General features: G+C 46.0%; 13 protein-coding genes. 1 reads left to right on the top strand and 12 read right to left on the bottom strand.

What is annotated here, in order from left to right; all coding sequences use genetic code 11:
- Window position 1: 1 nt before the first annotated feature.
- From RT269_RS15885 to RT269_RS15845, 9 genes are all read right to left on the bottom strand, one after another.
- Window positions 2–1885: an ABC-F family ATP-binding cassette domain-containing protein gene (locus tag RT269_RS15885; protein WP_313183984.1), complete on the bottom strand. Its 1884-nt coding sequence runs from the start codon at window positions 1883–1885 to the stop codon at window positions 2–4.
- A gap of 56 nt (window positions 1886–1941) precedes the next feature.
- Window positions 1942–3243: a DUF1576 domain-containing protein gene (locus RT269_RS15880; RefSeq protein ID WP_313183982.1), complete on the bottom strand. Its 1302-nt coding sequence runs from the start codon at window positions 3241–3243 to the stop codon at window positions 1942–1944.
- A 109-nt stretch (window positions 3244–3352) separates the two neighbouring features.
- A complete protein-coding gene (locus RT269_RS15875) occupies window positions 3353–5956 on the bottom strand; it encodes a cation-translocating P-type ATPase (RefSeq protein ID WP_313184014.1) in 2604 nt (867 codons plus the stop codon).
- 357 nt (window positions 5957–6313) lie between these two features.
- On the bottom strand, window positions 6314–7330 hold the full coding sequence (locus RT269_RS15870) for a zinc-binding alcohol dehydrogenase family protein (RefSeq protein WP_313183980.1): 1017 nt from the start codon (window positions 7328–7330) through the stop codon (window positions 6314–6316).
- A 41-nt stretch (window positions 7331–7371) separates the two neighbouring features.
- Window positions 7372–8082 (bottom strand): ABC transporter ATP-binding protein, encoded by a 711-nt coding sequence (locus RT269_RS15865; protein WP_025234424.1) that lies wholly within the window; start codon window positions 8080–8082, stop codon window positions 7372–7374.
- Window positions 8075–8890 carry an ABC transporter ATP-binding protein gene (locus tag RT269_RS15860; protein ID WP_313183978.1) on the bottom strand — a complete coding sequence of 272 codons (816 nt, stop codon included), beginning with the start codon at window positions 8888–8890 and terminating at the stop codon, window positions 8075–8077. The genes RT269_RS15865 and RT269_RS15860 overlap by 8 nt, the downstream gene beginning before the upstream one ends.
- Complete coding sequence (locus RT269_RS15855) at window positions 8880–9851, bottom strand: branched-chain amino acid ABC transporter permease (RefSeq protein ID WP_025234426.1); 972 nt, start codon at window positions 9849–9851, stop codon at window positions 8880–8882. The genes RT269_RS15860 and RT269_RS15855 overlap by 11 nt, the downstream gene beginning before the upstream one ends.
- 15 nt (window positions 9852–9866) lie before the next feature.
- The gene (locus RT269_RS15850) at window positions 9867–10733 is read right to left on the bottom strand and encodes a branched-chain amino acid ABC transporter permease (protein ID WP_025234427.1); all 867 of its coding nucleotides are present in this window, start codon (window positions 10731–10733) and stop codon (window positions 9867–9869) included.
- Window positions 10734–10807: 74 nt separating this feature from the next.
- On the bottom strand, window positions 10808–12019 hold the full coding sequence (locus RT269_RS15845) for an ABC transporter substrate-binding protein (RefSeq protein ID WP_313183975.1): 1212 nt from the start codon (window positions 12017–12019) through the stop codon (window positions 10808–10810).
- A gap of 388 nt (window positions 12020–12407) precedes the next feature.
- Here RT269_RS15845 and RT269_RS15840 point away from each other — a divergent pair, with 388 nt between their 5' ends.
- On the top strand, window positions 12408–13094 hold the full coding sequence (locus RT269_RS15840; protein WP_025234429.1) for a GntR family transcriptional regulator: 687 nt from the start codon (window positions 12408–12410) through the stop codon (window positions 13092–13094).
- 80 nt (window positions 13095–13174) lie between these two features.
- On the opposite strand, the gene RT269_RS15835 is transcribed toward RT269_RS15840, so the two are convergent.
- Genes RT269_RS15835 through RT269_RS15825 form a run of 3 tightly spaced genes read right to left on the bottom strand, consistent with a single transcriptional unit; the run spans window position 13175 to window position 16283 of the window.
- The gene (locus tag RT269_RS15835; protein WP_313183972.1) at window positions 13175–13564 is read right to left on the bottom strand and encodes a DUF1667 domain-containing protein; all 390 of its coding nucleotides are present in this window, start codon (window positions 13562–13564) and stop codon (window positions 13175–13177) included.
- Window positions 13561–14820 (bottom strand): NAD(P)/FAD-dependent oxidoreductase, encoded by a 1260-nt coding sequence (locus RT269_RS15830; protein ID WP_313183970.1) that lies wholly within the window; start codon window positions 14818–14820, stop codon window positions 13561–13563. Before RT269_RS15830 ends, RT269_RS15835 begins: the two co-directional genes overlap by 4 nt.
- Window positions 14817–16283, bottom strand: coding sequence for an NAD(P)/FAD-dependent oxidoreductase (locus RT269_RS15825; RefSeq protein WP_313183968.1), 1467 nt, complete (start codon window positions 16281–16283; stop codon window positions 14817–14819). The genes RT269_RS15830 and RT269_RS15825 overlap by 4 nt, the downstream gene beginning before the upstream one ends.
- Between the last annotated feature and the right edge of the window lie 140 nt (window positions 16284–16423).

Genomic DNA, 16423 nt, shown 5'->3' with positions numbered 1-16423 from the left:
TTTACATGCCTTCTTCATAAGCCGTATCAAACCATTCCAGACACAGCTCATGCCAGTCCTCCCATGCCTTTTGCTGCTCTTCCTTTAGTTCCTCATAGCGGCCGGACTCTTCCCACGTTTCTTCCTTCCAGAAATCTTCCGATCCCAGCCACCTTTCTTTCATCTCCTCCATGGCAGCCGTCAATTCCATCACCCTGTCTCCCGCCGGCAAAAGACGTTCCAGAACCAGACCAAGCTTCCAGTCCAGGTAGGCTTCTTCCACCGGTATCTCCCTTAACCTGTGTTTTTCTGCCTTGGGGACTGCCCGCATTCCGGCGATCAGAGCCTGCTCTTCCGCCCTGATCTGAGCCGCAAGGCCTTCCCCCTTCTCTGCCCTTCTGCTCCGCTCCAGATAATGCTCATAACCGAAGGGATAGTAAAAGGCGGACTGATTCTCAAAAATGAGAACCGATTCTGCCACCCTGCTTAGAAAATAGCGGTCATGGGATACAAACAAAATGGTGCCCGTATAAGCACGGAATGCAGATTCCAGGGTTTCCTTCGCCCTGATATCCATGTGGTTGGTAGGCTCGTCCAGGATCAGAAAATTCGGCCTGCTCTGCAAAAGCTCTGCCAGGACAAGCCTTGCCTTTTCTCCTCCCGACAGAAGGCCCACCCGTTTTCCAGCCTCTTTTCCTCCAAACAGATATGACCCCAAAATGCTCCTGACCTCTTTTTCTGTCAGGGAAGGGAACAAATCATGGAAATGCTGGGCAACGGACTTTTCGGAGTCTATCTCTGAAGAATGCTGGTCAAAATAGCCGATGGTAATCTGGTTTCCCAGAGAATACTCCCCGGAGACCGGAGGAATAAGTCCTGCCACTGTTTTTAAAAAGGTGCTTTTTCCGGCCCCGTTTGGGCCCAGGATTCCTATCTTCTGTCCCCTTCGGATCCTCATGGTCAGTTCCATGAGAGGATGGTCATAACCGATTTTTAAGTGTTCCGTTTCAAAGACCCATTTGCTTCCTAAAAAGGCGGGTTCCAAAGGCCCTGTGAACATGTGGATATCATCCTCCACCGGTTTCACAGCCTGGCCCATCCGTTCCATCGCCTTTCTTTTTGCTCTGGCAAATGAGGCTTTCCGGGGCTTATTCTTAAACCGCTCCACCAGATCATTTAAGCGTTTGATCTCTTCCTGCTGCCGTTCATAGGCCTTCGTCTGTATCCTGACCGCTTTCCTCTTTTCTTCCCGGTAATGGGTATAGTTACCAGGGTACCGGGTAAGCCTCTTTCCCGATAATTCATAAACCACTGATGCCGTCTGGTCCAGAAAAAAGCGGTCATGGGAAACCATTACCACTGATTTCTCATACTGCTTCATATACTGCTCCAGCCATTCCACAGCTTTAATATCCAGATGATTGGTAGGCTCATCCAGAAGCAGGATATCCGGTTTTAACAGCAGATAACGGATAAGGGCAATCTTTGTCTGTTCTCCGCCGGAGAACTGGGAAATCCTTTTCTTCTTATCTTCCTTTGTAAATCCAAACCCGGTAAACAGCGTATCATATTCCCGCTCATATTCAAACCGCTCCCTGGCAAAGAGATCCCAGGCAGGACAGGAGGACAGCAGTTCTTCCTCTACCGTCCTGTCCTTATCATCAAATGCCTGTTGCTTTAAGTATCCGACCGTCAGTTTTCTGGAGCTGGTGATTCCAGGGCCTTCCCGTTTATCATCCCGGTCTAAATCCACTTCCCCGGCTATGAGTTTTAAAAGAGTGGTTTTTCCGGCTCCATTGTTTCCTACCACCGCAATTTTTTCTCTGCCGTGTATTTCAAAGTCAATATGCGACAGGATCAGACTGCCTCCGGCAATCACTGTCCCATCCTTTATCTGATACAACATTTTCAAATTTTCCTGTTCTCAAATTAATTTTATTCCGGCTTCCGTTTCTCATGAAGCTATAAGGAATCATGGACCTTGGCCCGCGCACTTCTGTCCCGTACAGACTGGTACACCGGTACCAGGAAGGTGGCTATGAGACCTCCTGCAAAGCCGTTGTTATAAAGGTTCATTCCGCCGTAAACAATGCCTACATTAAGGGCAGCGGCAGAATGTAAAAATCCCGCTATAATCCCCGCTAAAATGCCGAACTCACCGGCAATCGGCGCAAGGGTTGTAGACAATAAAAGTGCAAGAAGAGCGTTGGGATCCGTAATGCTCCAGTTCTGGATCGCTCCTCCAAGTATCACTCCCATCATAATAGGGAGAATGTTACGCAGGTGCTTTCCTGTTGCACTGAAGCCAACGATGGTGAATATCCCTCCAATCGTAGGTCCGTTTAACGCCCCTCCTGACATAACAAGTAACAATGTTGCTACAATTCCGTTGATTCCCATATTAAGGAGTGTAGGCGCAAATCCCTCACTCTTTACATAATCGGTTCCGCTGAGACCATAGGTTTTTAGTATTTCCAGATAACGCTTTCCAACATTCTCTGATAACAGGAATGCAAATATTATCATACCAAAAAACAAAAACAGAAGCAACCTTGCAAACAGCTCATTGTTGCCCTCAAACCAGATCAGTCTTGTCTCTATGGTAATTCCAAAGGATTTCATCAGTGATACAATCACCGTGGCAATGATGCCGGCGGAAAATCCCACATTATAGAGAGAATATCCCTTGTGGGCGTAGTGCGTATGAGTGGACAGGGGCGGAAGTACAAATCCAATTCCCAATCCAACAAAAATGCTCAAGATCAGCCTGGACGCCAAATGTAAATTACCGATCTGCATGATCTGAGTAATGATCGGGGACAATGAGGTCCCGTAAAAGCCAACATAAATATAACGTGTAATGGAAGTTTTGTGATAATAAGAATACAGGCAGATACCCAGCATGATAGCCCATATGTTCATGATATTTTTCCCAAACAAAGAAAAACCAAACATAAGAAAGCATGAGGTTATAGTATGGCCGCTCATCTCCATACCAAGAAAATATACAATTGCAATACTTAATAAGGTTAATACACCCGCATTAACAAATGCAGCTCCTACGCCGCCAATGGCAAAATAATCCGTAATCAGGAAATCTGGCTCCCTGACAATCGTAATGATACCCCTCCAGATTTCATCGAACGGCTGCAGTAAGAGTCCTGCAACAATAAAATAAATCGGCACCAGGGCAAGAATTTGGAATTTCGTCCGCCTGGACAGCGGTCCGCAATTTCTCACTTTTAGTGAAAGTTGTCCTGTCATGTGTCGTTCCTTTCTCCTATATTTAATTTTTATGTACGGAAATATTTTAACATTTTTAAAAAAGAGGTTCAACACTTTTTTACGGTTGAACCTCTTTTTTTAGTAGTAATTATTTCCTGTTTTCCTTTATGATTTTTGCTGACTGTATGATGATCGTAGGAATGACTGCAAGACCATATATGATGCCAATCTGGCTAGCTGTAAGGGCTGCTACAGAAAATAACTTTCCTAGGACGGGCACAAACATAACAAGACTTAACAGGAAAACACCTGCAAGGAATGCTCCAAGACTGTACCAGTTGCTTGCAAAACCAAGCCGGAAAATAGAATGGCGGCTTCTGCAGTTAAATCCGTGGAACAACCGGGAAAGGGTCAGGGTACAAAAGGCCATGGTGCTGGCTGTGGCTGCACTGCCCTGCCTTAATCCGATATGGAAAGCCGTCATGGTACATGCGGCAATCAGTGCGCCCTGCACCAGTATCTTAATCATAAATTCTTTGGACAGGATTCCCTCTTTGGGATCTCTTGGCTTCCTGTCAAGCAGGCCGTGCTCCGCAGGCTCCATGCCAATAGCGATTGCCGGAAGGGAGTCTGTCAGCAGGTTAATGAACAGCAGATGAACCGGTGCAAAGGGGACAGGAAGAGCCATAATCGATGTATACAGGACGGAAAGGATTCCCGCCATGTTGCCGGACAGCAAAAACTGAATGGCGTTTTTTATGTTCCGGTAAACATTACGGCCGTTGGCAACTGCCTTTATAATGGTTGCAAAATTATCATCTGCCAGAATCATAGATGCGGCATCCTTGGAAACCTCCGTACCGGTGATTCCCATGGCCACTCCGATGTCGGCCTTCTTTAAAGCAGGCGCATCATTGACTCCGTCTCCTGTCATTGAAACAACATTTCCCCGCCTCTGCCATGCGTCCACAATTCGGATCTTATTTTCCGGTGATACTCTGGCATATACGGAGGTCTTCGTAATATTTAAGTCAAGCTCTTCATCGGTCATAGCGTCCAATTCCGCGCCGGTAACAGCCATATCTCCCTTTTCGAAAATACCGATCTGCTTTGCTATGGCAGTTGCCGTGATCTTATGATCTCCGGTGATCATTACCGGCCGGATTCCTGCCCGTTTGGCATCGGCTACCGCCTCCTTGGACTCTTCTCTCGGCGGATCAACCATGGAGATAAGCCCAATAAAGATAAAGTCGTTTTCTGATTTTAAGGAAAGCACATGGTCTTCTTCCACTTCCTTATAGGCAAAAGCAAGCACCCGAAGTCCATTCTCTGAAAATCTCATATTCTGTTCCAGGATATCCTCCCGGTCTTTTTCTGTCAGTTCCCTGACTCCTTCAGAGGTACGGATATGGGCGGTCCGGTAAAGCAATACATCCACCGCACCTTTTGTCAGTATGGTAGGAACTCCATGGAGCTGGTATTTGGTGCTCATCAGCTTCCGGTCGGAATCAAATGGAATCTCTTCCAGACGGTGCATCATTTCCCTGATGAGATCATGGCTTAAACTGACCTTTCCTGCCATTTCAAGAAGGGCATACTCCGTAGGATCTCCAATCCCTTTTCCTTCAACAATAGAGGAATCGTTGGTCAGCAGCGCATCGTAAAGAAGGTACCGGTGAAGCTGGCTGCGAAGGTCTAACTCATCCGGCTGACAGACTCTGCCATCCACATAGATATCCTTTACGGTCATCTTATTTTGGGTCAGGGTTCCGGTCTTATCCGAACAGATGACGGAAACGCAGCCAAGGCTTTCCACCGCCTTTAATTCCTTTATAATGGCATTTTCCCTTGCCATTCGCTGTGTCCCCATTGCCTGTACAATGGTTACGATGGAGCTTAATGCCTCCGGAATCGCAGCAACTGCAAGAGCCACAGCAAACATCAGGGAATCTAAAAGGGGCATTTTACGGTAAATACTTAACAGGAACACCAGGGCGCAGATCACCATAATGACCATGGCAAGCCGGCTGGAAAACTGATCCAGGCTGACCTGCAAAGGTGTTTTTTTCTCCTTAGTCGCATTCATCAGGCTGGCGATCTTTCCGATCTCCGTATCCATTCCGGTTCCGGTGACAGCTACCACCGCTCTGCCGTAAGTAACCAGGCTTCCGGAATAAACCATGTTGGTCCGGTCTGCCAGAGGCGCTTCTGTATCAAGATTCCCATCTTCCTTATCCACATTGGTAGATTCGCCGGTTAAGGAGCTTTCGTTTACCTGCAGGGAATAATTATTAAGGATCCGTCCATCAGCCACTACCATATCTCCGGCTTCCAGAAGCAGGATATCTCCGGGCACCACGCCTTTTGAGGCGATCTCAACCTTTTGTCCATCCCGGATCACCTTGGCAGTTGGTGACGATAAGGACTTTAAGCTTGCCAGGGATTTCTGGGCCTTTTCATGCTGCACGGTTCCAAGAACCGCATTCAGCACAATGACCGCTACGATAACGATGGTACTCTCTGTATTTCCTGAAAGCATGGAAATGACAGCCGCTGCAATCAGAATGACCACCAGCAGATCACGGAACTGCTCGGCAAATACTTGAAGGGTGCTTTTTTTCTTTCCCTCCTCCAGAATATTTTCTCCCTTGCTGGCAAGAAGTCCCGCTGCTTCCTTTGCACTTAAGCCTTCCTTTGACGTATGAAGCGCTTCTAAAACTTCTTCTTCTGTTTTCTGATACCAGTCTTTCAAACTTTCCTCCATTCTGCCGCCCATACGGACAGCCTGCATCAACATGTACTGTTTGATCTCTCTGATTTATTATTGCCCCAAAAAGAAAAAGAAAAAGACTTTTAATGCACTTATTCTGAAAAATATTAAATCTTCAGAATAAATACATTAAAAGTCTGGTAACCATTGTCTGGCATGCACCACCAGGCTGCCCTTTGGCAGTCAGGATGTTGACGATGCATTAAAACTACTCCCTCTTAATGAAGCATATTTATTTGTAAATCAGATGCTTGTGTCTTCGATCCAGACAATTATACGTTCTAATGCTTTATTTGTCAATCATCATTTTCTTCTGTATGACTTTTCGCCTGCCATCTGTTACAGAATTACGTTTACTTTCATATAGTTACCGGAATTTTGTTCAATATCAGCGATCACTGCCGGGGTTTCTTCCATCGTAACGGTTTTGGTCAGTATTTTTCTCACATCTACCCTGCCCGAATGGATCAGCTCAATGGCTTCTTCAAATTCATTGGCACTGGTACGGGCTCCGCGGATATCAATTTCTTTTCTGGTGATCATATCGGTAGGAAGCGGAGTCTCTTTTTTCGGCCAGCCGGTCAACGTAATCCGGCCTGCATTCGCTGTAATGTCCAGGGAAGAACGGACTGCCGGGTTTGCGCCGGAACACTCCATAACAAGCTCTGCCAAACGGCCATTGGTATATTCTGATATCTTTTCTGTCAGATTTTCTTCTGCTGAATGAATGGTATATTTTACTCCCAGCTCTTTTGCAAAAGTAAGGCGCTCAGCTACAACGTCAATGACAATAGGCACTGCCTCATAGGCCAGAGCTGACATGGCTGCCAGAAGGCCGATGGGGCCTGCTCCTATGATCGCCACATGCTCCCCTTTCTTTAAACCGCCTCTGTGAATGCCATGTAAGGCAATGGTAAGAGGCTCTGCCATCGGTGCAATATCCCATGGCATATCTTCAGGAAGCTTCCACAGCATATCTGCCGGATGTACCATATAGTCGGACATTCCTCCCTCCACATGGACGCCAAGCACCTTTAAATCGGTACAGCAATTGGTTCGTCCAATGGAACAGGGGTAGCACTGTCCGCAGAAGAGATAGGGATCCACGATCACATGGTCTCCTGCCTTAATTCCTTTCATGTTGTCCTCCGGAATGGATATTACCTCTCCCACGACCTCATGGCCGATGATCCTTGGATAGGATACCAGAGGATTGGTTCCCCTGTAAGCACCTATATCACTTCCGCAGATACCTGCTGCCCGCACTTTTATAAGGGCCTGCCCTTCCTTTGGCTCTGGTTTTTCATTATCAATACATGAAATCTTCCACGGTTCTTCTAAATAAATAGCGCGCAATTTCTTTTACCTCCATTCATTATGTAAACACTGGGAGGCTGTCAGCCTCCCAGATAAGCTTTTTTAATTTCATCCGAATCCATCAGTGCCTTGCTTTCTCCATGGGTGACAAGGTTACCCACTTCCAATACATAGGTCCTGTCAGATATGGACATGGCCATAAATGCATTCTGCTCCACGATAGCGATCGGTATATTTCTCACTTTGTTCACGCGGACAATTACATCAAACATGTCATCAACAATGACTGGTGCAAGACCAAGGCTTGGCTCATCAAGCATCAAAAGCTCCGGATCTGACATAAGCCCTCTTGCTATGGCTAACATCTGCTGCTCGCCTCCTGACATGGAACCGGCTTTTTGTTTTGCCCGTTCCTTAAGCCTCGGAAAAATATCGTACTGTTCTTCCAGATGGCGCTCCATTTCCGCCTTTGATAACTTTACAGAATAGGCGCCCATTTCCAGATTTTCCTGAACAGTCATATTGGGGAAAATTTCACGGCCCTCAGGGATATAAACAATCTTTTTACTTACCACCTTATGGGGAGGGAGACCGCTTATGACCTGTCCGTTGTATTCGATCGTACCGTTTTTCGGTTTATTGATTCCCATGATGGATTTCATCAGGGTAGTCTTTCCTGCCCCGTTGGCTCCGATGATGGATACGATTTCCCGGTCACCCACTTCAATGGATACGTCAAACAGAGCCTGAACCTTGCCATAATATACGTCAATGCCATTTACCTTAAGCATTAGAAGCCCCCCTTGCCATATTCTGTTTATACCGGTCGCCTAAATACGCCTTTATAACCAACGGATCCTGCTGTATTTCTTCCGGTGTGCCTTCGGCAATTTTAGCGCCGAAGTTAATAACGGTAATATAATTGCTGATATTCATGATGACATCCATATTGTGCTCAATGAGGAAAATATCGATGCCGGAATCAAATACCTTCAGCATTATATTTACAAATTCCACACGCTCGGAGGGATTGAGCCCTGCGGCAGGTTCATCTAAGAACAGAAGTCTTGGATCTGACATGAGGGACCTGGCAAGCTCCGTAAGTTTTTGTTTCCCGTAAGGCATATTGGCCGGATACTCTTCTGCCAGATCCTTTAATCCCATAAACTCCAGGATCTGGTCCGCCTTTTCATTCATCAGCTTCTCTTCCCTGTAAGCGTTCTTCATATCAAACAGAAAAGGCACAAAGCCCTGCTTCCGGTCTGTCATATTACCCATCATTAAGTTTTCTTTTACTGTCATGGAACGGTATAACTTTAAATTCTGGAAGGTCCGGCTGCAGCTGGTCTGGGCGATCTGATGGGCACTCATGCCGCTTATTTTCGTATCCTCATGGTAGATCTCACCCTCTGTTAAGGGCAGAAGGCCGGTGATCATATTGATAGCCGTTGACTTGCCCGCTCCGTTTGGTCCGATCAACGCATGAATGGTACGTTCCTTCATATCCAGAGTCAGATCATTTACCGCAACCAGCCCGGAAAAGCGTTTTGTTACATGATTCAGGGTCAAAATAGATTTTCCTTCTCTGTTATCTGCCATTTGCCTGCGCTCCTTTCCCTGCTTTTGCTGCCCTCTTCTTTCCCTTAAATAGAGAAACGATCCCATTTGGCATAAAGATGACAAACAGCAGAGTGATGATGGAAAATACCAGCCAGTAGTAATTTTCCATAAATCTTAAAAATTCCGGCACTAAAGTAACCAGAATCGCCCCGAGCACATTGCCTGGCACAGAGCCGATTCCTCCGATAACCAGCATGACTACGTAGTTAATGGAATACTCCAGGTTATATGCACTTGGATTGATGAAACCAACATAATGGGCATAAAGGCTTCCTGCCACTGTTGCATATACCGCCGCAAGGGTAAACGCTAAAATCTTAATGGACGCAATGTTGATCCCTCCTGCTTCCACCGCATCCGGATTATCCTTAACTGCCAGGAAAGCCCGTCCCCATTTGGAATTAACAATCCGGTATGCATTAAAGATAAGAATGACCGCTATGACCAGATAAAGATAGTAAATCTCTTTATTGGTCTGGAACTTATGGCCCAGGATAGAAAATGGGGGAATTCCCGTCACGCCCAATGCTCCTCCTGTCAGGCCTGTCAAATTCGTCATCAGAATACGGACGATTTCAGAAAAACCAATGGTAGTAAGGGCCAGATATACTCCGGATACCCTTAAGGAAGGATAGCCAAGACCCATTCCTATTAAAAATCCCATGCCCACGGCTGCGATTAAGCAAATCCATGGATTGATCCCAAGTCTTGTGGCCAGCAGGGAAGACGTATATGCTCCCATAGAGAATATACCGGCAGTTCCCAGATTCATCTGACCGGTAAGGCCGGTTATGAAATTAAGACCCACTACTATAATGATATTAATCAACACCTGGATCATCAGATTCAGATGATAGTTATTGGAAATGAACATGGGTAGGATCGCTGCCAGAGCAATGGCCGCTGCTGCAATTAATGCCGATGTTTTGTTTATTTTCATTGCTTTCCTCCTCCCTTATCTCTTATTTCCCAGAATTCCTGACGGCCTCACCAACAAGAAAATGATTAACAGTACAAATGACAAACAGTCTTTATAAACAGACGGGATCAGCATACTTCCAAAGATTTCAACCACTCCCAGAAGGATACCGCCTACAATTGCCCCGGGAAGGTAGCCAAAACCGCCGATGACTCCGGAGGCAAATCCTTTTAAGCCGATCATGGATGACATTTGAAGTTCCACATTGAAGATAGGAATTACCAGGATTCCGATGGTGGCGCAGACAATCGCTGATAAACCAATGGTAAAAGCGATGTTCATGGGAACATTGATTCCCATTAAGGATGCTGCCGTTTTATTTTCCGATACACAACGCATGGCTTTTCCGGTCTTGGTTGCTTTAAAGAAAACCTGGAGGCCAGCGGTAATCAGGGAACATACCACAATGATCACCAAATGAGCTTTTGAGACTACCACAGAACCAAAGTGAATGGATCCTCTCATGAAGTTGTCCAATGTGAAGGGAAGAGGCCCCCAGATCAGGCGAACCGACTCTATCATGATCCTGCCAAGGATAACGGTTCCGATCACTGCGAATAAATTGGTGGAAAGCTTGCTTAGCGGATTAAAAATTACAAACGCACTGACAATTCCTAATAAAAACATGGTAAGGATCGTGAAAAGAATTGCTAGTATCGGCGGAAGCCCAAGACCCAGCACATAGGTGCCGGCAAACATATAAGCTCCAAATAAGATGAACTTATCATGGCTGAAATTTAGTAATCCTGTTGCGTTCCAGATAAGAGTGTACTCAATACCTACCAGAGCATAGATAAAACCCATGGCAATCCCGGTAATGAGCAGCTGTACAAATACCTGCATATGTAGTACCTCCTCGTTATTTGCACCCGGCAGCTGTTTTGAGCCGCCGGGTGCCGTTCATTCCCTCTTTATAATCAGTCTAAGGATACCTGCTTGGATACAGACATATTCTTTTCCCCGTTAAACTCCAGAATATAAAGGTTCGTATTCATCTCTCCCTGCTCAGAGCAGTTAAGCTTTCCAAATACAGCATTAAAATCTTTTGTTTCAGAAAGAGCCTTGCGAATATCTTCCGGTTTATCGGAGCCGGCCCGTTCAATGGCATCGGCTGTTAAGTAAGCAGCCGTATAATACATCGCTGCATAACGTTCCACATCAGCTCCCCAGCGCGCCTTAAAATCATCTAAGAATTTCTTCATGGTCTCATTGGTCTGGTCAGCATAGAAATCTGTAGATGCATAAGTACCTTCCAGCTGTTTTGCGTCGCATAAATCATAGGTCTGGGACTGTGCCAGAGCATTAGGTCCAACATGAGGAAGATCTCCCATACCAAGCTCGTCCAGCTGGCGGACAATCAAAGCCGCCTCTGCGTCATGGGAAAAGTCAAAGATAACATCAGGTCCCCAGCCTTTTATTTTAGAAAGCTGTGAAGTTAAGTCCTTATCGCCTGAGGTAAAGCCTTCTGAGTAATACTCAATTCCGTTCTTTTCGCAATACAGTTTCGTGGCATTGTCGGCCGCTACACCGTAATCATCCGTATCATAGAGTGCTCCAACCTTTGCAGCACCAAACTGGTCTTTGGCAAATTCCACCATAGCCGGTCCAACGGCTCCATCAGAAACGGATATACGGAAAAAGTATGGATTCTGTGCTTCTAAAAGCTTTGGTGAGGTGGCTGCGCTGATGAACGGTACTCCAGCCTTCCGATATAACTCCTGAGTTGCAGATGCCATGGGAGAAGTATGAGGCCCAATTGATACCGAAACATTCTCGCCCAGAATCTTATTGACTGCATTTACCGCACCTGTGGGGGTTCCTGTGTCATCAACCAGAACCATCTCCAAAGGTCTTCCCCCCAGCACTCCCCCTTTGGCATTGATTTCTTCAAACGCCATGGTTACGGCCTGCTTCATACGAAGCCCACCGGCTGCCATAGGGCCAGTTACCATGTTGGATACTCCTACTTTGATCGGAGCGCCGGTAGCCGTTGACTGGGCTCCTGCCTGCGTTTCTCCTGAAGCCGGAGCTTTCGCTGCACCTGATGTACTGCTGCCGCAGCCAGCCAGGGATGAGACAGTCATACCAACCGCCATTGCCATGCATAAAACTTTTTTCATCCTTCTCATGTTGTAATCCTCCTCTTACGAATTATGAGTTCACTTAAATTGCTTTAAAAATATATTAATTCAACAGTAATATATTTTCATGGCGTTAGTATACTATAGCAGTGTTTGAAAAGCAATAATAAATATTTTTTTAACAAGGATTTTGTTTCTTTTATCTATTTAAAACCTCTATTTTTTGTGCACTTTAACGATAATATTCTTTTTTCATGTGATAATTGTATAATTTTTTATTTATATTTATTATTTTCATCCATGGTAAAAACATTACTTGTACCGTATACTGTATCTATTGTGCTGATTTTTATTGAAAGTAATATATTGATTTCAATTTAAAATATCCATGTCCGAATCTTTCCGTGACATAGCTATAACGCAAAGGAGCGCTGAAATGACGAAAAAGTTTACCCAAAACCCGGGAGAGTCTGCACGTGAATATGCCCTTCGGTTTCTTCTGGACCAGATTATTAACCTGGAATTCACGCCGGGACAAAAAATCTCTGATATAGAAATTTCAAAAGAATTAAACATCAGCCGGACTCCGGTCAGAGAAGCCATTCTTTCTCTGACCAATGGCCATTTGATCGAAAGTTATCCTCAAAAGGGGATTTTTATTTCTTTGATCGATAGTAATATCGTGGAACAGGTATGTACCATGAGGAAAATGATTGAAGGGCCGCTGGCAGAAATGAGCTGTGATTTTATCACCCGGGAGCACATGGATAACTTATATGACTATATAACGCTCCAAAAAGATTACGCTTCCAACGGACCGAGGGAGAACTTCGAGAAATTTCTGACTCTGGATATTGCTTTCCACAAAGAATTTTATGATATATGCGGAATGACCTTTATCTATGATACCATGCAGACCATCATGCCTCACTTTGACAGGCAGCGGAAGCTAAGTTATCAGATCAATGTATCAGACCGTGTCATCAGCGATCACTCCGCCATCTGCAAAGCCATCATGGAAAAGGATAAGAAAAAGGCTTCTGAAGCCATGATCCGGCACATATCCACCGCACTGGCAGATCAGACCATACTTAAAAAAGAATTTCCCGATTATTTCATTTAATGGATTGGTACATATTTTGATACCATAAGCAGCCGTAAAACAGGACTGTTTTACGGCTGCTATAGATTGCCGGATCTTTATTATTTCTGCAGTTCGCCGGCCGGCACAGATTTTGTCACAATCACATCTGCATCATATCCAAGAATATTTTCCACGATAACCGTTCCGGCTGTCACAGGTGCTTTCAGACTGCACTTCTTGATCTCTTCCATGGCATCAAAGATTCTGGCTTTTGGGATCGGTTTCGTCAGACGTACGCTGGCTAATGGCAGAATTCCTCCTTTTACCAGAACTGAAGTTGCAATATTACGACGGGGATCGATCAGTTCCTGCTTCACATAAATCTCCCCTCTGGGACAGAGGGCGCCATCTATGGACCGTATCAGGCTGCCGCCGCCTTCCTTTATTTCTATATCTGCGCTTATTTCGCATCCATTGGGACAGATGATACAGGTAAATTCCTTCATCATTCTACGCACACCTCCAAATCTGAGCCGGATACCAGCTTTTCATGAGAAATGACAAAGCGGATCATTTCTGCGGGTATGGCTTTTTTCATCTTTTTAGCAGCCACTTCTTTCCCGTCCTGGCGCACAACAATGCGGCAGTCCTTCATCGGTCTTTTTACCCTTAAGGACAACGTGAATTCTTTCGATCCGCTGACTCTTTGAGGCACCGTATACCCGATGCTGCAATCCGTTTTAATCGCAATGGCAGCCGGTTTGAGACTTCCCTCTTTCACGTATTCCGCCACGGAATCGGCCAGACTCTCCGCCTCTATCGATACAAAATCAACCAGGTCATGTACATGAAGGACGTTTCCTGCCGCAAAGATCCCTTCTGTTTCCGTCTGGAAATATTCGTCCACGAGGGCTCCCCTGGTCCGTTCATCTAATACAACTCCCGCATCCAGGGATAGTTCATTCTCGGGAATCAGGCCTACGGAAAGAATGAGCGTATCACATTGATACTCTTTTTCGGTTCCGGGAATGGGCATAAAATTCTCATCCACTAAAGAGACAGTGACTCCGGTAAGCCTGGTAGTTCCATGAATTGCGGTTATTCCATGGCTTAAATACAATGGTATGTCATAATCATTCAGACACTGTTCGATATTGCGCGGCAATCCGCTGGGATAAGGCTGGATTTCAAATACAGCCTTTACATGAGCCCCTTCCAGGGTAAGCCGGCGGGCCATGATCATACCGATATCTCCAGAGCCCAGTATTACCACTTCCTTAGCCGGCATGGTATTAAACAGATTCATATAAGCCTGGGCAACGCCTGCTGTAAATACGCCCGCTGGCCGCTCACCTGGAATCCCAATGGCTCCCCTTGTCCGCTCGCGGCAGCCCATGGTCAGGATCACCGCTTTTGCCTGCCAGGTTCTCATGCCTTCTCTGGAAACTGCCGTCACCTGTCTTTCACGGGTCACCTCCAGTACCGTTGCATCTGTTATGTAAGGAATATTCAGTTCTTCTATTGTGTCAATGAAACGCTGTGCATATTCAGGACCGCTTAGGGCAGTCTGAAAGCGGGTAAGTCCGAATCCGTCGTGAATGCACTGACGCAGAATGCCTCCCAGCTGCTTTTCCCGCTCTATGATCAGCAGGTTGCGAACTCCGCGGCGGTAAAGTTCCGCCGCTGCTGCAAGCCCCGCAGGTCCTCCGCCTATAATTACAACATCCACCGGTTCTGTCTGGATCTCTTTTCGTTCTGCATTCATGACTCCACCTCCTGCCGTACTTTGCCAAAGAACATATTAGAACCTTTTCTGGCATATTGGATTTGATCTTCTTTTTTCCCCAGCTCCTGCTCCAGCAGCTGTGCAATGCGCATCTGGCAGTAACCACCCTGGCAGCGCCCCATCATCGAGCGTGTTCTATACTTAATCCCAGTTAAGGTGTCAACTCCCAGAGGATTATGGATCGCCTGGAGGAGCTCCGCCTTAGTCACCTTTTCACAACGGCAGATCACTTCTCCGTATTCAGGGTTTTCCAGAATTTTAAGGTTCTGCTCTTCTTTTGAAAGTTCTGCAAACCGCACCACACCTTTGCGTATGGGATTAAAGGAAGAATTAAGGGTAAGCGTTTCCCTCTCCGCCATGAGCCCGGCCGCATAGCGGGCAATCGGGACAGCCGCAGTCAGTCCGGGAGATTCTATGCCTACCAGATTGATGGCCCGCGGCGCTGTCAAATCCTGCACCTCAATTTTAAAGTCCTGGATTGCTCCATTCTCATCTACCCATTTGGGAAGGATTCCGGAATAATTACGGATATAATCCTTCTTATGGATGCAGGGCCATAAGTCGGAGGCACTCCTGGCTAAATAGTCCATATTTTCCTGGGATACGCCATAATATGTAAAATTCTCTGTCAGCTCCGCATTAGGCCCGACGATCACATTACCGTCTGTCGTGTTGGTCACATGGATCCCCATATAGGTATTGCTTGGAACCGGGTATACCGGCATAGGAAGCAAAGGACCGGTCCTTTTATCCAGAATGATGTAATCTCCCTTGGAGCCTATGATCTTATATCCGCCCATACCAAGCAGCTCCGATATCTTCCCGCAGCCCAAGCCGGCGCTGTTCACTACCCAGCGGCTGTAAAAGGTTCCGCCGGATGTGGTGATCACATAATTGGAATCCCCATCTCTTTCAATAGCTGTCACCTCGCGGTCAAAGAAAAAATCCACACCATTTTCTGCGGCATTCTCAGCCAGGGCAATGGTATATCCGAAGGGATCTACGATCCCGCTTTCAGCAGAATACATGGCAAATTCCCCTACGACAGCAGGCACCAGTTCATGAAGCCGCTCTTTTCCGATCAGTTCCATCCCGTTTACTCCATTGGCTTTGCCCTGCTTCATGGTCCGTTCCAGCGCTTCCTGATCCTCCGGTGTATTACCTACCAGAACCTTTCCGCAGCGCTTAAAAGGAAAATCCAGTTCTTCGGAAAGTTGTCCCATGATTTGGTTGCCTTCTACACACAGTTTTGCTTTTAGAGAACCGGTGTCATAAGCGAATCCTCCGTGGACCACCCCGGAATTTCGTCCGCTCGTCTCACAGCATACATCCAGATTCTTTTCCAAAACGCCTATTTTCAGGCAATATCTGGACATTTCTCTCGCAATTGCGCTTCCAATGACCCCGCCTCCGATAATAAGTACATCATATAATTGTTTCAATATTTTTGACCTCCCGAAATAAATGAACACTATAGGGTAAATATTCATCCTACAAATATATTCTATTTTTATCACATTTGATGGAATAAGTCAAGAAAAAGTAAAAAATAAGGCATATACTCATCCCATGAATATATGCC

The organism is Lacrimispora sp., assembly GCF_032078915.1.
Lineage (GTDB): Bacteria > Bacillota > Clostridia > Lachnospirales > Lachnospiraceae > Lacrimispora.
The sequence above is the reverse complement of the archived record's forward strand: the minus strand, read 5'-3'. Positions and strand labels throughout refer to the sequence as shown.

Excerpts from the sequence above, each read along its gene's own strand:
- RT269_RS15885 (WP_313183984.1), bottom strand. The coding sequence starts at position 1,885 with ATGTTGTATCAGATAAAGGATGGGACAGTGATTGCCGGAGGCAGTCTG.
- RT269_RS15880 (WP_313183982.1), bottom strand. The coding sequence starts at position 3,243 with ATGACAGGACAACTTTCACTAAAAGTGAGAAATTGCGGACCGCTGTCC.
- RT269_RS15865 (WP_025234424.1), bottom strand. The coding sequence starts at position 8,082 with ATGCTTAAGGTAAATGGCATTGACGTATATTATGGCAAGGTTCAGGCT.
- RT269_RS15860 (WP_313183978.1), bottom strand. The coding sequence starts at position 8,890 with ATGGCAGATAACAGAGAAGGAAAATCTATTTTGACCCTGAATCATGTA.
- RT269_RS15855 (WP_025234426.1), bottom strand. The coding sequence starts at position 9,851 with ATGAAAATAAACAAAACATCGGCATTAATTGCAGCAGCGGCCATTGCT.
- RT269_RS15850 (WP_025234427.1), bottom strand. The coding sequence starts at position 10,733 with ATGCAGGTATTTGTACAGCTGCTCATTACCGGGATTGCCATGGGTTTT.
- RT269_RS15845 (WP_313183975.1), bottom strand. The coding sequence starts at position 12,019 with ATGAGAAGGATGAAAAAAGTTTTATGCATGGCAATGGCGGTTGGTATG.
- RT269_RS15840 (WP_025234429.1), top strand. The coding sequence starts at position 12,408 with ATGACGAAAAAGTTTACCCAAAACCCGGGAGAGTCTGCACGTGAATAT.
- RT269_RS15835 (WP_313183972.1), bottom strand. The coding sequence starts at position 13,564 with ATGATGAAGGAATTTACCTGTATCATCTGTCCCAATGGATGCGAAATA.
- RT269_RS15830 (WP_313183970.1), bottom strand. The coding sequence starts at position 14,820 with ATGAATGCAGAACGAAAAGAGATCCAGACAGAACCGGTGGATGTTGTA.